This is a genomic window from Paenibacillus montaniterrae (genome assembly GCF_018403185.1).
Lineage (GTDB): Bacteria > Bacillota > Bacilli > Paenibacillales > Paenibacillaceae > Pristimantibacillus > Pristimantibacillus montaniterrae.
The window spans coordinates 559,734-574,558 of record NZ_BOSE01000002.1 but is presented as its reverse complement, the minus strand read 5'-3'; the positions used below and the strand labels follow the sequence as shown (position 1 = coordinate 574,558).

Sequence of the window (14,825 nt, the reverse complement as noted above, 5' to 3'; positions counted from 1 at the left end):
TTACACAAATTTATTGCTGCGTCGTGCAGGAGAAACCGCCCTTCAATCGCGAATAGATTAAATATCTCAATGCGAAGGGAGAATGTTGGATGGAATATGCAAAATTAGGTCGATCTGGTTTAAGGATCAGCCGGTTATGTCTGGGCACAATGAATTTTGGTGTAGATACTGAGGAGCAGGAAGCGTTTAAAATTATGGACGCCGCGCTTGATGCCGGAATTAATTTTTTTGATACGGCAAATGTATATGGCTGGGGAGAAAACTCTGGCAGAACCGAAGAAATTATCGGCAAATGGTTTGCGCTTGGCGGTGGACGCCGCGAGAAAACAGTGCTGGCGACGAAATTTTATGGCGATATTCACGACGTGCATGATGGTCCGAATCGCGAGGCTGGCTTATCTGCATACAAGCTGCGCCGCCATTTGGAGGGATCTTTGCGCAGGCTGCAAACCGATCATATTGAGCTGTACCAAATGCATCATGTCGATCGCTCCGTTTCCTGGGAGGAGCTATGGAGCGCATTTGAAATTGCGCAGCAGCAAGGCAAGATTGGCTATGTCGGCTCAAGCAACTTTGCAGGCTGGGATATCGCTGTAGCACAAGGAGAAGCCAAAGCGCGAGGCCAGCTAGGTCTTGTGTCCGAGCAGCATAAATACAATTTGCTTTGCCGCTTGCCGGAGCTTGAAGTGCTTCCTGCATCACAAGCACTGGGAGTGGGCGTAATACCGTGGAGTCCGCTTGATGGAGGACTGCTTGGAGGCAATGCGCTAAAAGCTTCTGGCCGCAGAAGCAAAGCTAATCAAGAACGAATCGAGAAGCTGCGTCCACAGCTTGAAGCTTTCGCAGAGCTAGCTGCAGAGCTAAATTCGACAGAGGATGTTGTCGCTCTTGCATGGCTGCTGCATCAGCCTGCGGTAACGAGCCCAATTATCGGCTGTCGCACGCTGGAGCAGTTTGAACAAAGCTTAAAAGCATTAGAGCTAAAGCTGGATGAAGCAGCTTTAAAACGACTGGATGAAATTTTCCCTGGCCCTGGTGGGGCAGCGCCAAAAGCTTACGCTTGGTAATGTATAAATTTATGTCGTACAGTGTAAAATAACACTTGATAATAATTATCGTTATTGCTACAATAAAAAAAGAAGAAGGAATACGTGGGGTATTCCTTCAACCTTAGCAATTATTTAGTTTCGAATGTTTTGCAATCTGTTTCATCAGAAGTTGATGCTTGCTTTTTAGATACGATATAAATCGTTTCAGCAGAGCACTTGTTGCCATTGCTCCAATGACGGCAAGAATTGACTTCACATAGCACGTCTTTAGCCATAGTGGTCACCTCCTTTATGCGCTTGTAGACAGCAAATAGCATATCGACCTCATTCAAGTTGCAGCTTGAGTGAAGCACTCGTCCTTTTCTAAACGGAATAGAAAAGGGCTATTTGTGTTTGTCTACTTGCCTATATGATACACCTAAACTGCCATCTTCTGCAAGATTAGATTTAGGGCGTGTCTGAAAACCCGCTCAGTGGCACTTTGCACCGCCTTTTCGCTCCTAGTCACAAAATGTTCACTTATGAACAGCATTTTCAGTCGCTATAATTACAAGGTGTTACAGGAAAAGGAGAGTGTGAAGATTGCAAAGCCAAGCACAAATGGAGACAAGACTCCCGAGAAACGCGAAAGAAGGGATACTGTTTCTGCTCATTATTTCAATCATTTCGGTAAATACGATTGCACCTATCATCACGGGATTGGAGCGCGGCTTCAGTAAGGAGGTCTATCTGGAGACGTTGAAAATGATGCCGATTATGTGGGTGATCGTTGTAATATTCGTAAAGCTGGTTGCAGGTCCGCTGGTGGGTAAGGTGATGCCTAAATTCGCAGGTCAAGGGGACGGGTTTAATGCAAAAGTTCTGCTCAATATTTTATTAAATGTGACCGTGCTTTCCATTCTGCTTACCATTATAGGTCCATGGGTTGGCATGAAGCAAATAAGTCTGGAAACACTGGGGCGCTTTTTCCAAATGTGGCCCAGAAATTTTGGAGTAGCTTTTTGGATCGAACTGCTGGTTGCCCAGCCTCTTGCAAGATTTGCGATGAAAGCGTTGCACTCACGTCAGGCGAGCAAAACGACGAAGGCTAGCTCATAAACAGTATGAAGTTATCGTTACACTTCTGCTTGGTGTAATCGGCCTTGGCTTATTTACTTGGCGACAGCTCATTTCTGCCGATCCATTTCTTGATCTGAATCAAATTCCGACCAGCTTGAGCGCTCATGGCTCAGCAATCTGGAATACGATCCGACAAGTGGCCGGAGCGGCAGGTACTCCATTGCTAGTAACGGTTATGGCTACTAGCTCCGATAAACATGTGCAGGATTTGATCACGGGCGGAGAAGTGAGCGGGCTAAGTGAGCAAGCAATTAAGCTGACCGCTTCCATTCACGGTATAAATGTGGCCTATTTCGTTATTATTCTTGTCGGTGTCGCTAGCTTGCTTCTGTCCTTCTTTATCAACATTGCCAGTAAAGAGGTAAAGCTAAAAGTAAAAATAGAACAGGTATAAATGAAACGCCGATTGCATCCAAACCGGAATCAATCGGTTTTTCTCTGTACAGGCGGCGATTTAATACATAATTTCCTGCATTTATTCACATTAATAACATAAATATGTGAACACAAATGCGAGGAGAGAATGCAATGACGAGCTTGCTTTTTAAATTAATTACGTTTCCGCTAGGCGTTTTGCTGGCATCGTGGCTATTTCCAAATGTGGATTATGCTGCGTTTTACCAGCCGCTGCTGGTTGGCATTATTGCCGCAGCAGTCGGCGTGATGCTGGAGTATGTGATTTTGCGCAGAGGAACACTGTGGATTAGTACATTTTCAGATCTAATTGTCGGCTGGGTGTTGATCTACATGGTTTCCAGCTTATTGTTCAAGGGCGCCTATGTAACGATTTGGGGCGCATTAGCTACGAGTGCGATAATAGCGGTCGTTGATTATTTCATCCACTATTATTTGCTGAAAAAGGGGTTGGCTAAAAAGCATGCCTAACAGCAGCGACTGAGTCGAAAAATCGCTAGTTTGCTGCAGTAGAAAATTATGAAATAAGTCGCTGTAGTTGTCTGCTCGACAAACCCACCGAATCTATTGCAAAGCAAAGCAGCCCATTGGCAGGAAGCGCTGCTTCTGCCAATGGGCTCGTTCATCTAATGGGGACTCTTGGAGCAAACTCTTTAGTCAGACTGCTTTTCGTTGCGTACGGAAACTGTACCGTTAATGCCCGGCGTGTGCATATCCGGATGCAGCCCAATGATAACGACAATCGCAAGTTGCTCATCGCTTGCAAATGGCTCGAGCGACAGAGCAATTTCTGTATTCCATTCTATCATCTGCGCAAACTGCAGCTTGCCATTCATATAGATTTCAACATTGCCGCTAATCGCTTGGAACATAAGCTGTGGCAAGCGTGAAAACTGTATGAGCTCAGCAGCAAGCTGTGCGCGGTACATAATATAGCCGCCTTTGTTTTTCAAGCTTTCTCTAAAGCCGAAGCTTACATCCACCTTTTCCCATGTATTCATATTGGTCAGGTCTACCTCAGCATGAGGATCAGGCTTGTCAGCTTGCGGCTCCTGCGTAACGAACCAGTCATTGATGTACAGATCACGAGCCGACGGCACGTATGGAGGCTCAACAGCCGCTTGTACTGGTATGACCAGCTGCTGTTCAGGCAAATTCTCTCCGCTAAAGGTAAGCGTAATATTTTCGCTGCCATGCACGCTCTGCACAATGATTTGCAGGCTGCCGTTAAACAGCTTGCGTGAGCTGGCGATATCGGCTTCGTGGCTGTTTGGATTTCCGTTGCCGCAGCCCGCGATAAAGCCTGAGCCTTCACAGCTGAACTGCACGAGATTGTTAGCCGTCGTTACATATCGGCCCTGCTCATCAACAGCATGCACATTTACAACGATTGCATCTCTGCCGTCTCCCAGCAGAACAGATTTGTGCGGTTCGATTTTCAATCGTGCGGCGCTTCCTGTCGTATGCTGATGAGCGGTTGCGACCAGCTTTCCAGCGCGATAGCCCTCCATCGTCAACGTCCCCGGCTCATACGGAATCTGCCATGTTTGCTGCTCATAAATATCGACTGACTGGCGGTCAAACAAGCGGCCGTTCACATAAACCGCCACCTCATCGCAATTAGTATGGGTCATCACCTTGATCGGCTGGCCTTCCAATCCCAGCCAGTTCCAATGCGATACAATATGAAGCACCGGCTCCTCCAGCCAAAATGCCTGGTACAAATAGTAGGAATCCTTCGGAAAGCCGCAAGTATCCATAATGCCAAAGTGCGTGCTTACGCTCGGCCATTGATACGGCGTTGGCTCGCCTCGGTAATCGAAGCCGGTCCATACAAATGTCCCCATAATATAGTCGTGAGTGTTAATCGTCTTCCAAGACTCGCGAACGGTATTGCCCCAGCTTGCACGCTGCTCGTCAAAGCTGTCAAACACCTGCTGCTGCTTGTCATACACATAATTGCCTCGCGTAGAGAAGGCGCTGACAGTTTCCGAACCGATTAGCGGCTGCTGCGGATGCTTGGCGCGGAATGCCTCATATGCTCCGTTCATATAGTTAAAGCCGGTAATGTCCATAATGTCGGCTGTGCCTTCATCCTCCATTACGCCGCCATTCATAGCGCCAAGCACAGGACGGGTAGGATCAAGACGACGAATGACGTTTTTCATCCACTTGAACATTTTTCTGCCGATCGGCGTGCCTTGCAGCGGCTCCTCATTGAACAGACTGTACATCACAACTGACGGATGATTGCGATCGCGCGTCACCATATTTTCAACCTGCTTCAAGCCTTCCTCCGAGCTGTCGAAATTGCGGTTTTCATCCATGACCAGCATGCCAAGACGATCACAGGCATCGAGCAGCTCAGGCGCAGGATTGTGGTGAGCAGCACGATAAGCGTTGCTGCCCATTTCCTTAAGCCGTTTAATGCGATAGGCATGAAGTTCATCTGGCAGCGCCACACCGACGCCCGCATGATCCTGGTGATTGCATGTGCCTTTGATTTTAATTGGCCGTTCATTCAAATAAAACCCGGTATCCGGACAAATGCGAATGGTGCGATAGCCAAAGGCAGTATCAAGCTCGTCAACGACCAACCCATCTTTAAGCACGCTGCATTTCAGCGTATATAGATGAGGATGCTCAATATCCCACAGCTGCGGGTCGTTCAGCTCGATCATTTGCTGCAGCTTGACCTGATCGTACGGCTCGACTACCGATTCGCTAACTCCTTCTCCGACGATGTTTTGCTGCGGGTCAAGAATTGTCGATTTAACCGTAAAATGAACTGGCTGCTCATACTCGCTGCGAACCGTTGCTTCGATATTGGTCTGCCAAAGCTTGTCAGCTTGCTTTTGCGGATTCACCCATATGCCGCGCTCTGCGATATGCAGCTTATCTGTTTTGGTAAGCCAACAGTTGCGATAAATGCCTGCTCCTTCATACCACCAGCCTTCAGATTCCTCTGCGTTCACCCTTACAGCCAGCACATTTGGACGATTGCCGAAAAAGGCACGATCGCTTATATCAAATGAAAAGCTCGTATAGCCACAGAAATTACGATGAATAACACTGCCGTTAAAATAAATCGTCGCATGTGTCGCAATGCCATCAAACTGAATGCTTAGCTGCTTGCCTTGATCCTGCTCGTCGAGCACAAACTTTTTGCGATACCAGCCGATGCCGCGATTTTTATAGCCAAAGTCGGCAACGCCATGCTCGCGATCAAAAGGCAAGCGAAACGACCAGTCATGCGGCAGCTGAACCATATCCCATTCATTATCATTCCATTCAAGCCCGCCCGGCCCCTTCAAGCCGCCCGCCTTCGCCTGACCATAAATAACATCATGAGTGGAGCTAAGCTTGCCCCCAACCTCTCCCAAATGAAACAGCCAATCCTTATTCATACTTAAACGCTCACGCATTCAAATCATTCCCTCCACATAATATGCTTCTCATTGTAATGAAAGGAGACTGGCAGCAGGTAGCATAATTGCCATTAAAAAATAGTACAAAATGAACATTTTTATGAAAGTAACCATGTAAATAATAATTACCACTGCTATTTTTACGCACATATGCTTAAATAGAATTGCACCTAATAGTACAGCGCTGCGGAGCAAAGCATCCTCCAATCGCTTTTTAAATCAGCGCTGCGGAGTAAAGCATCCTCCAGTCGCTTTTTAAATCGTAATGCTCTTATTTGAATTTCTATGGTTGCATTACGATGTTAAAGGCGACCCACTTCGTTTTACGGATGCTTTGCTCCTCCGCTGTAGCTTTTTTGAAAGCAGGACCAAGAAGCTTGGACGCTAGTAGAAAACGAGGAGCGCTAGCTGCGGCAAAAGCTACGAGAGCACCTATAATGTTTCCGCAGGAAACATACTTCGGAAGCATAAGCTATCGCTAGCGTTCAAGATTCGCCGTCGAATAAGCTACAGAGAAGCAACAACGTCATCAAAGTCGGGCTTATTAAACTACCTATCCAATGGAGGTTTAAAAAGCTCGGCTTTCAGGACCAAGAAGATGGCACGATACTAGAAGGCGAGGAGCGCAGCGTAGGCAAAAAGCTACGTGAGCACCGAAGCCTTCGGTAGCGTGACATATTCGCCGCCGACTATGCTACAACGCACAACCGCGTCATCAAAGTCGAGCTTTTTAAACTACCTATAAAAAGGGGGGCTTGTGTGCTTCCGTTTCGCCTATACCACAACACCATCCCATTGCCTGTTACGCTGTATAGCTGCGGACTTCATCCGCAGCATACGCAGTATCGGCCGATTGGCTATCCTACACTGCAATGCTTTATTTGCTTTGCTGGCTCAGGCACTTTTCAATTTGAAAGCATGCCTTATATTAAAATAAAAGCGGGCGATATTTTTGTCGTGCCAAGCAAGCTTGCCCACGATTACGGCCCTTCGGGTGAGGAAAAATGGCTGCTTGGCTATATGGGGATTGAAGGAGATTATGCCGAGTCGCTTGTTCATTCCTTGAAAATTCCGATCCTGAAGGCGATCCCGATTGAGAAGGAAAAGCTGAGCGTGCTGGAGCACAAGCTTTCGCTGCTGTGGCATACGCCTGACAGCGAGCCGCAGGACAGCTATAGAGCCGCCTCGCTTCATATTTATGATTTGCTGACCTACATCGCTTCGCTTATTGCTCCAGCCCAGCAGCAGCGAAGAAGCTATTCCAGCAGCGCTTTGACGAGCGAGGCGCTGCTGAGCGCTGTTCACTATATGAGGCAGCATTACAGCGAGCAGCTGACGATCTCCAATATTGCAAGCGCTGTCGGCTATTCCAAGCAGCATTTTCAACGCAAGTTCAAGGATATTTATGGCATCAATCCTCATCAATATTTGCAGCGACTGCGCTTGCAAAAGGGAGCCGAGCTGCTGGAGCAGCCGCAGCAGCTGCCGATTAGCGAGGTAGCTGCGATGGTTGGCATGGAGAACAATTACTTCGTCCGCTTGTTTAAGCGGGAATATGGGCTTACCCCAGCCAAATATCGTGCGGCAGCCGGTTTGCAAAGCAAAGAAAGAGAAGAGTTGGAAAACGGAGATGGGAAACAGAATGAAGCTAGCATGGAATAAAAACAGCATTGTGACACGAATGATTGTCATGTACAGCATTCCGTTAATTGTCTTTCTTATTATAGTAATGGTGCTCAACCACAATGCCCAGCAGCGGGTTAAGGACGAGTTTATACTGACCAATCAGCATGCATTTACACAATTTGTAGATGAGCTGGAGCAAAAAATCGGGTTGGCGAGCGATTTGAAGGACGTTGTGACGAAGAACATCAACCTGCTCGAGTTTATCGACAGCCCTAATATGAGCAGCGAGTCGGAATTTCTCGGCTATTATTTGGACAATGTCATTCCAATCATTAAATATGCAACCGCTTTTTCCGAAAATAGCGATTATGAAATTAAAGTGTTTTTGATGAATGAGCAGATTCCTGAATCATGGCCGTATTTTTTTCATATGCGTCATCAGCAGCAGCATGAAAGCATCCAATCGTTTATTGCTGATGAAGCCGCTACACTGATGTGGCTCGGGGTGGACAATGCGCCGCTGCTGCCCAAATCACAGCAAGCTGACCGCAAGCAATACACCTTGGTCAGCAAGCTTTATTCTTCTACACGTCAGCTGCTTGGGCTCGTTACGATTATGGTTGCCGAGCAATATATGCTGCCCTCCGGCGGAGAGCATGGACAGGATCGCACGCTGCTGCTGATCAAGCAACAGCAGGATGCGGGAGCGGTGCTGGAGGATGAAGCGGCTGGCGAGCAGCTTCAGCAGCTGCTGCAAACGGCTGAAGTGCCGCAAGGCTACTTTATGCAAAACGAGTTTATTTACTTTTATCACTGGTTTCCCGATATCGATGAGACGCTGGTGTACAAGGTGGCGCTTAATGAACTGAATGCATCGATGAGCAAGAGCACGAGCTATAATGTATTGATGATCGTCGGCTGCTTCGTTATTTTTATTATTACCTGCATGCTTATGTTCAAGCTTATATTTATGCGGCTTAATCGCATGATCGCCATTATGAGAAAGGTCATTCAAGGCGATCTGAAAATGCGCATCCCGGACAAGCGTTCAGATGAGCTTGGCCAGCTGGCGCAGGATATGAACGGATTAATCGAGATGAACAACGAGCTGATCGGCAATATGCTGATGAAGGAGCGGCTGCGCAAGGAAGCACAAATTCAAGCGCTGCAATATCAAATTAATCCGCATTTTATTTACAACACGCTCGACGTGTTTCGGATGCGGCTGATTAAGGAGAAAATGTTTTGGATTGCAGATTTGCTTGCGGATTTCGGGAAAATATTGCGCTATAACCTCAGTGAGCAGACGCATGAAACAACGCTTGGCGAAGAGCTGGAGCTTATTCGCAAATATATGAATTTGCAAAAAATAAGCACCACGCACTATATCGAGCTGGAGCTTTCGATTGATGAAAAGCTGAAGAAGTATCCCGTCATTAAATTTTTGCTACAGCCCGTCGTCGAAAACTGCTTGAAGCACGGAAAAAATCGCGACAGCAAGCAGCTGAAAATTGAAATTAGCAGCGAGATCAGGCAGCAGGACATTTTCATTTTAATTAAAGACAATGGCAACGGCATCGCCCGGCAGAAGCTGAAGCAGCTGAACGAGGCTTTCCGCATGCCGCTGCTGCATTACCGCGAGCAGGCCTCCCGGCAGGGGAGCTCGATTGGTCTGCAGAACATTAATAGCCGCCTGCGGCTCTATTACGGCGAGCAGTATCATCTGCTAATTGATAGTGAGCCGGGTCAATATACATGTGTAACAATTCGAATTCCATACCAATGGGAGGTGGAGACGCATGGTTCGCATCCTAATAGTCGATGACGAGGAAATGGTACGAGACGGACTGTGTGACATTATCCAATATCTAAATATTGAAGGCATCTCTGCACTTGAAACTGCAGCCGACGGTGAGGATGCGCTTAACAAAATAGCTGCCTGTCAGCCGGACATCGTCATCACTGACCTGAATATGCCGAAGGTAGACGGCTTGACGCTAATCGCACAGCTTGTTGCCAAGTCTTATAAAATGAAAATAATCGTCATTAGCGGCTACGACGAATTTCATCTTGTGAAGGAAAGCTTTAAGCTGGGCATAACCGACTACTTGCTTAAGCCGGTTCATACCGAGGAGCTGCGCGAGGCGCTGATCAGCAGCATCGAAACGCTGCAGCAGGAGCAAATTTTGCAGGATCAAGGAAAGGCCGAGCAGAGCCAGTCGTGGATTGAGAAGGGCAGCAAGGATTTAGGTTTTGCATTGCAGCAGGCCGAGGAGGGGGATGACGGTGAGGAGCGGCTGGAGCAGCTGTTCGCGCGGCAAGGAATGGCAAGACCTCATGCACATTTGATGGTGGCGATCATTTCCGTGCTGGAGCGCCAGTCTGAGTCGGTGTCGTGGCAGATGAAGCTTGCCGTTGATTTGCTGAATGAGCATACGGCGGATACACCGCTTGTCATCTACCCGCTGTTCAACAAGCATCACGACCTCGTGCTGTGGATCAATTTTCAAGCTCAGCCGGATATGCGCCACTTTATGAGCAGCATGCGGCAGCATTATTCCTCTTCGATGTTTATTATTGCCTGCGGGCGTGCATTTCCCGCGCAGGGACATTTGTGGCAGGCCTACCAGAGCGCGCATCAGGTTTCAAGATACAAGCTCGTATCCAAAGCCTATACGATTCTTGATGACAGCGTCTACTACAAGCGTTGCATGGCATCAATCGAAACAGCCGAGCTAAAGCGGCTTGTCGATATTGTGGAAGGGGCGCGCAAGGATGAGGTGCAAAGCTTTATTGCTGACCATTTCAATGACCAAGCGCTGGGCAAATATACGTTTGAAGCGATTAGCGGCATGTACGATACGATTATGCAGGTGATTCAGTGGCTGCCGAGCAAGAAGCGGAGCATTTATTCCTTCGAGCAGCCTGAGCAGCTGCGCATTTATTTGAAAACTTGCATCTTCCAGACGATTGATGCGCGCAGAGAGCTGCTTAGCGGCAGCAACATTGTAGAGGTCGCCAAGCGCTATGTGCAGGAGCATCTGCTGGATGAAATTAATATGGCCGTCGTCGCAAATTATTGCAATGTAAGCTATCATCATTTCAGCAAGCTGTTTAAGGAAGCTGTCGGTGTTAATTTCCAGGATTATGTGACACAATGCCGCATGGCTTATGCGAAGCAGGCGCTGCAGGGCTTGAACGTCAAGGTTAATGAAGTCGCCAGTCGGCTTGGCTATAGCAATCCGAAAAATTTTACGCGAGTATTCAAAAACTATTACGGCATGAGTCCGAAGGAGTATCAGGATTCGCTAGCAATCAAATAAGTTTAAGAGAGGGCTTGTCCGGAAAGTTAGTGAAAGCTGACAATCTGGATGAGCCTCTTTTTGTCTGCGGTGATCCGGCGCGTCAACTTTGTAAAAGATGATACCCTTTCGCAAATGCGCATCCTGTAAGCGCGCTCAGCAAGCGTATACAATAAGCGTAGGCATATGAGAAAGGAGTCAACACGATGACGGGCACGGAGCAAGCACAACAAACAAAGCAAGGCCGGATGGGGAGGCTGCTGCGGGATAAGGATCAGCTTTCCTTGCAGTCGATGATTATTCCGGGTATTTTATTCGTTTTCGTATTCACCTTTATTCCGTTGTATGGCGTCTTGATTGCGTTCAAGGAATACAACATTGTGACGGGGATTAAGGGAATATTTGAAGCAGAATGGGTCGGATTAGCTAATTTCAAGGAATTTGTTAATGATATAAATTTTTGGAACATGCTGAAAAATACATTGGGCATTAATTTGCTTTCATTGCTCATTACATTCCCATTTACGATTTTGTTCGCGATTTTGCTGAATGAGGTCACGAGCGCCAAATTCAAAAAGCTGACGCAAACGGTTACGTATTTGCCGCACTTTATTTCATGGAGCATATTTGGCGGACTTGTCATTAGCATTCTTTCGCCAAGTACAGGCGTCGTCAACTACTTGCTGCAAAAGCTCGGCATTATCGATCAAGCGATTCACTTTTTGGGCAATCCTGATTATTTCTGGCTGCTGGCAGTATTGACGAATCTGATTAAGGAATTGGGCTGGGGAGCAATCCTTTATCTGGCTGCAATTGCCGGCATTGATCAGGAGATGTATGAGGCGGCTTATATGGACGGCGCGACGCGCTTCCAGCGTATTTGGCATATTACACTGCCTTCTATTACGGGGACGATTGTGATTTTGCTCGTTTTCCAGATCAGTAACATTTTGAACAGCGGCTTCGACCAGTTCTTTGTGCTGCAAAATCCGCTTAATATCGATGCAAGTGAAGTAATCGACACCTATGTGTACAAGGTGGGCTTGCAGGAGTTCAGAATGGAATACGCCACTGCGGTTGGCTTGATGAAAACAGTCATTGCATTGTTCCTGCTTTATTTGGCTAATTTTATCGCTAAAAAAATTACGGGCAAAGGCATTTTTTAGGGAGGCTGGCAGATGGTTAAAGACAACTCATTGTCCGATCGCATATTCAATATATGCAATATTACCTTTATGCTCATTTTAATTGTATTAACGCTGTATCCGTTTTGGTATTCGATCATCGGTTCCTTTAATACAGGGACTGACTATGCGCGCGGCGGCGTGTACTTGTGGACGCGGGATTTTACGCTATCCAATTACAAGGCGCTGTTCAGCGATAACGCGCTCATTAAAGCGTTTGGCGTTACGATTTCCCGAACGATTATCGGGACGGTCACCCATGTGCTGTTCACCTCAATGTTTGCTTACGCCTTTTCCAGACCTAATCTGAAGCTGAAAAATGCGTACGCGACAATTGGCTTAATGAGCATGTACTTAAGCGGGGGACTCATTCCTTACTTTATTTTGCTAAATTCACTAGGGCTGTACAACAGCTTCCTCGTTTATATTATTCCGGCGCTGTTCAGCTTCTGGAATGTGATCCTGTTCCGTTCTTACTTTGCGGAGCTGCCGGATGCGCTAATCGAATCAGCTAAAATCGACGGAGCGGGCGAATATCGAATCTTTTTCACGATGATCCTGCCATTGTCGAAGCCTGTTATGGCTGCGATTGCACTATTCACAGCTGTCGGTCACTGGAATGCGTATTATGATTCCATGGTTTACACGCTGGGCAGTGAGCTGCAAACGGTGCAGCTATATATTTTGAAGCTGATTCAGAGCACAGAAGCAGCGCTGCTGCTGGCGAATATGTCTACTTCAACAGCTGCAGGACAAGGCGCAGTAACGACAACGACGCTTCAGCTGGCTGCAATGGTCGCCGCTTCCTTGCCGATCATTGTCATCTATCCATTCGTGCAAAAATTTTTTATTAAGGGTATGCTTATTGGGTCTGTAAAAGGCTAATAAGATAAATGAACAAACATTATACATTATAGGGGGATTCAACATGAGTAAAGTGACAAAAAGCCTTGCAGCAATGTTTCTCGTTTTTGCAGTCATTTTGGCTGGCTGCTCAGATAATGCTGGCTCAGGCAAAAACGGCAATGCAGCTAATGGGACAGGCTCTGAAGGATCAAGCAATAGCGCGCTAAGCGCTGAAGAGCCTGCCTGGAAAACAGTCAATGATCCGGTTACCTTATCCTGGTACACCGGGGTAGCGGGCTACTCGAAAAAATGGGATGCGACGAACACGTACATCGATAAAATCATTACAGAGGAAACAGGGGTTACAGTTGACTTCCTGCATGCAGGCAACGATGTTAATGCTGAGTTCAACGTAATGATGGCAACGAATAATTTGCCGGATATTATTACACTGGACCGCTGGAACAGCACCTCGCTCATCCAAACCTTGATGGAAAGCGGCAAGGTAGCGCCATTGAACGAATTGATTGAGCAGCATGCTCCATACTTCTCATCGATTTTGCCGCAAAGCATGATCGATTGGTATACACAGGCAGACGGCAATTTTTATGCGATTCCTAACTACTATGTATCGCCAGAAATGCTTGATCAATATCCAGAGGTCAAATCTGATTTCTACGAGCGCTCCAACGGACAAATTTTTGTGCGCAAGGACATTATGGATCAGCTAGGCATTACCGTTGAAGACTTGCGTCAAGAGGATACGCTAATTGAAGCGTTGAAAAAGGTGCAGGCTGCCAATATTCAATATAACGGCGTAACAGTGGCTCCGATCTACTTTGGCGACAAGGACAAATATATTGCCGACTCGCTAGGTGTGCTTGCCGGTTCCTTCGGTGCTGTAAGTGAAGCAGAGGATGGCTCTTATATCGATCAGCGCACAACGCCTGAATATAAAAACATGCTGCAGTTTGTAAACGCTTTGGCGCGTGAGAACCTGCTTTCGCTAGAGAATTTTACAAGTGCAAGAAATCAGGTTGAGGAGAAGCTGACGCAAGGCGCAGTATTTATGATGGTGGGCAGCATTGCCGATTACAAAGGCCCTGTAACACAATTGTACCAGGCTGATTCCAACGCTGTTTATGTCAATGTCGATGCGATTCATTCCAATGACGGCTCCTTGCCGCAATATGGACGAGCGCTTAATAAAGGCTGGACGCTTACCTTCGTCAATAAAAACTCGAAAAATGCCGATCGCGCAATTCAGTTCATTGAATATTTGTACAGTGAACACGGACAAACGGTGAGCTACTTCGGTAAAGAAGGGGAAACATTCAGCGTTACAGCCGATGGCAAGTATAAGCTGAACGAGGAGATCGAGACAGCTTTTGCCGAAGACTGGAATGCGGCCTCCAAGCAATGGGGAATGGAATCCATTTGGTGGATGGTTAATGATGTATGGTTGAATAGCGTTCGCGAAGTGAACGAAACGGAATTGTCCAAATATATTGATTCGCTATTCTATGGCAACTCCAACTATATGTTCAGCAACGACCAGCTTGACTCCGGTAATTTGTTCGACGCTTATGAGCCGGGCTCAAAGGAAGCGAACGCAGAGTCGAAAATTTCAGTATACTGGTCGCAAATGGTGCCAAAAATGATTTTTGCCAAGTCGGATGATGAGTTCGAAAAGCTGTACACAGACACAATGTCCACTATGGATAATTTAGGTTTGCCAGATATCGAAGCAGCGAAAAACGTACGTGTGCAGGAATTTAAGAAAGCAACAGGCGTTGAGCTTGTATCGCCTAAGTATACAGGCAAATACGAATAAACCGATTGTCCAGATTGTCAGTT

Annotated in this window: 12 protein-coding genes; 10 read left to right on the top strand and 2 right to left on the bottom strand. The window is 46.9% G+C overall.

Translation table 11 applies throughout. The annotated features are described in order from the left end of the window. Window positions 1-89 precede the first annotated feature (89 nt). Window positions 90-1,067: an aldo/keto reductase gene (locus tag KJS52_RS08255; protein WP_213514263.1), complete on the top strand. Its 978-nt coding sequence runs from the start codon at window positions 90-92 to the stop codon at window positions 1,065-1,067. A gap of 110 nt (window positions 1,068-1,177) precedes the next feature. On the opposite strand, the gene KJS52_RS08250 is transcribed toward KJS52_RS08255, so the two are convergent. Then, a complete protein-coding gene (locus KJS52_RS08250; RefSeq protein WP_213514262.1) occupies window positions 1,178-1,324 on the bottom strand; it encodes a DUF1540 domain-containing protein in 147 nt (48 codons plus the stop codon). Between the two features lie 325 nt (window positions 1,325-1,649). Here KJS52_RS08250 and KJS52_RS08245 point away from each other — a divergent pair, with 325 nt between their 5' ends. From KJS52_RS08245 to KJS52_RS08235, 3 genes are all read left to right on the top strand, one after another. Then, window positions 1,650-2,147: a hypothetical protein gene (locus KJS52_RS08245; RefSeq protein ID WP_213514261.1), complete on the top strand. Its 498-nt coding sequence runs from the start codon at window positions 1,650-1,652 to the stop codon at window positions 2,145-2,147. Between the two features lie 115 nt (window positions 2,148-2,262). Beyond that, on the top strand, window positions 2,263-2,562 hold the full coding sequence (locus tag KJS52_RS08240; protein ID WP_213514260.1) for an MFS transporter: 300 nt from the start codon (window positions 2,263-2,265) through the stop codon (window positions 2,560-2,562). Window positions 2,563-2,696: 134 nt separating this feature from the next. After that, window positions 2,697-3,053, top strand: a complete 357-nt coding sequence (locus KJS52_RS08235) for a DUF2512 family protein (RefSeq protein WP_213514259.1) — start codon at window positions 2,697-2,699, stop codon at window positions 3,051-3,053. A 182-nt stretch (window positions 3,054-3,235) separates the two neighbouring features. Here KJS52_RS08235 and galA read toward each other — a convergent pair whose 3' ends face one another. Next, window positions 3,236-6,007: a beta-galactosidase GalA gene (galA, locus tag KJS52_RS08230; RefSeq protein ID WP_213514258.1), complete on the bottom strand. Its 2,772-nt coding sequence runs from the start codon at window positions 6,005-6,007 to the stop codon at window positions 3,236-3,238. Window positions 6,008-6,769: 762 nt separating this feature from the next. Here galA and KJS52_RS08225 point away from each other — a divergent pair. The 6 genes from KJS52_RS08225 (at window position 6,770) to KJS52_RS08200 (ending at window position 14,802) form a co-directional block, all read left to right on the top strand. Continuing rightward, the gene (locus tag KJS52_RS08225; protein WP_213514257.1) at window positions 6,770-7,672 is read left to right on the top strand and encodes an AraC family transcriptional regulator; all 903 of its coding nucleotides are present in this window, start codon (window positions 6,770-6,772) and stop codon (window positions 7,670-7,672) included. Continuing rightward, a complete protein-coding gene (locus tag KJS52_RS08220) occupies window positions 7,653-9,461 on the top strand; it encodes a sensor histidine kinase (RefSeq protein ID WP_213514256.1) in 1,809 nt (602 codons plus the stop codon). The genes KJS52_RS08225 and KJS52_RS08220 overlap by 20 nt, the downstream gene beginning before the upstream one ends. Next, a complete protein-coding gene (locus KJS52_RS08215; RefSeq protein ID WP_213514255.1) occupies window positions 9,436-10,959 on the top strand; it encodes a response regulator in 1,524 nt (507 codons plus the stop codon). Before KJS52_RS08220 ends, KJS52_RS08215 begins: the two co-directional genes overlap by 26 nt. A gap of 185 nt (window positions 10,960-11,144) precedes the next feature. Continuing rightward, window positions 11,145-12,104 (top strand): ABC transporter permease, encoded by a 960-nt coding sequence (locus tag KJS52_RS08210; protein ID WP_213514254.1) that lies wholly within the window; start codon window positions 11,145-11,147, stop codon window positions 12,102-12,104. A 12-nt stretch (window positions 12,105-12,116) separates the two neighbouring features. Further along, the gene (locus tag KJS52_RS08205) at window positions 12,117-13,007 is read left to right on the top strand and encodes a carbohydrate ABC transporter permease (RefSeq protein WP_213514253.1); all 891 of its coding nucleotides are present in this window, start codon (window positions 12,117-12,119) and stop codon (window positions 13,005-13,007) included. A gap of 43 nt (window positions 13,008-13,050) precedes the next feature. Beyond that, a complete protein-coding gene (locus KJS52_RS08200; RefSeq protein WP_213514252.1) occupies window positions 13,051-14,802 on the top strand; it encodes an extracellular solute-binding protein in 1,752 nt (583 codons plus the stop codon). Window positions 14,803-14,825 lie beyond the last annotated feature (23 nt).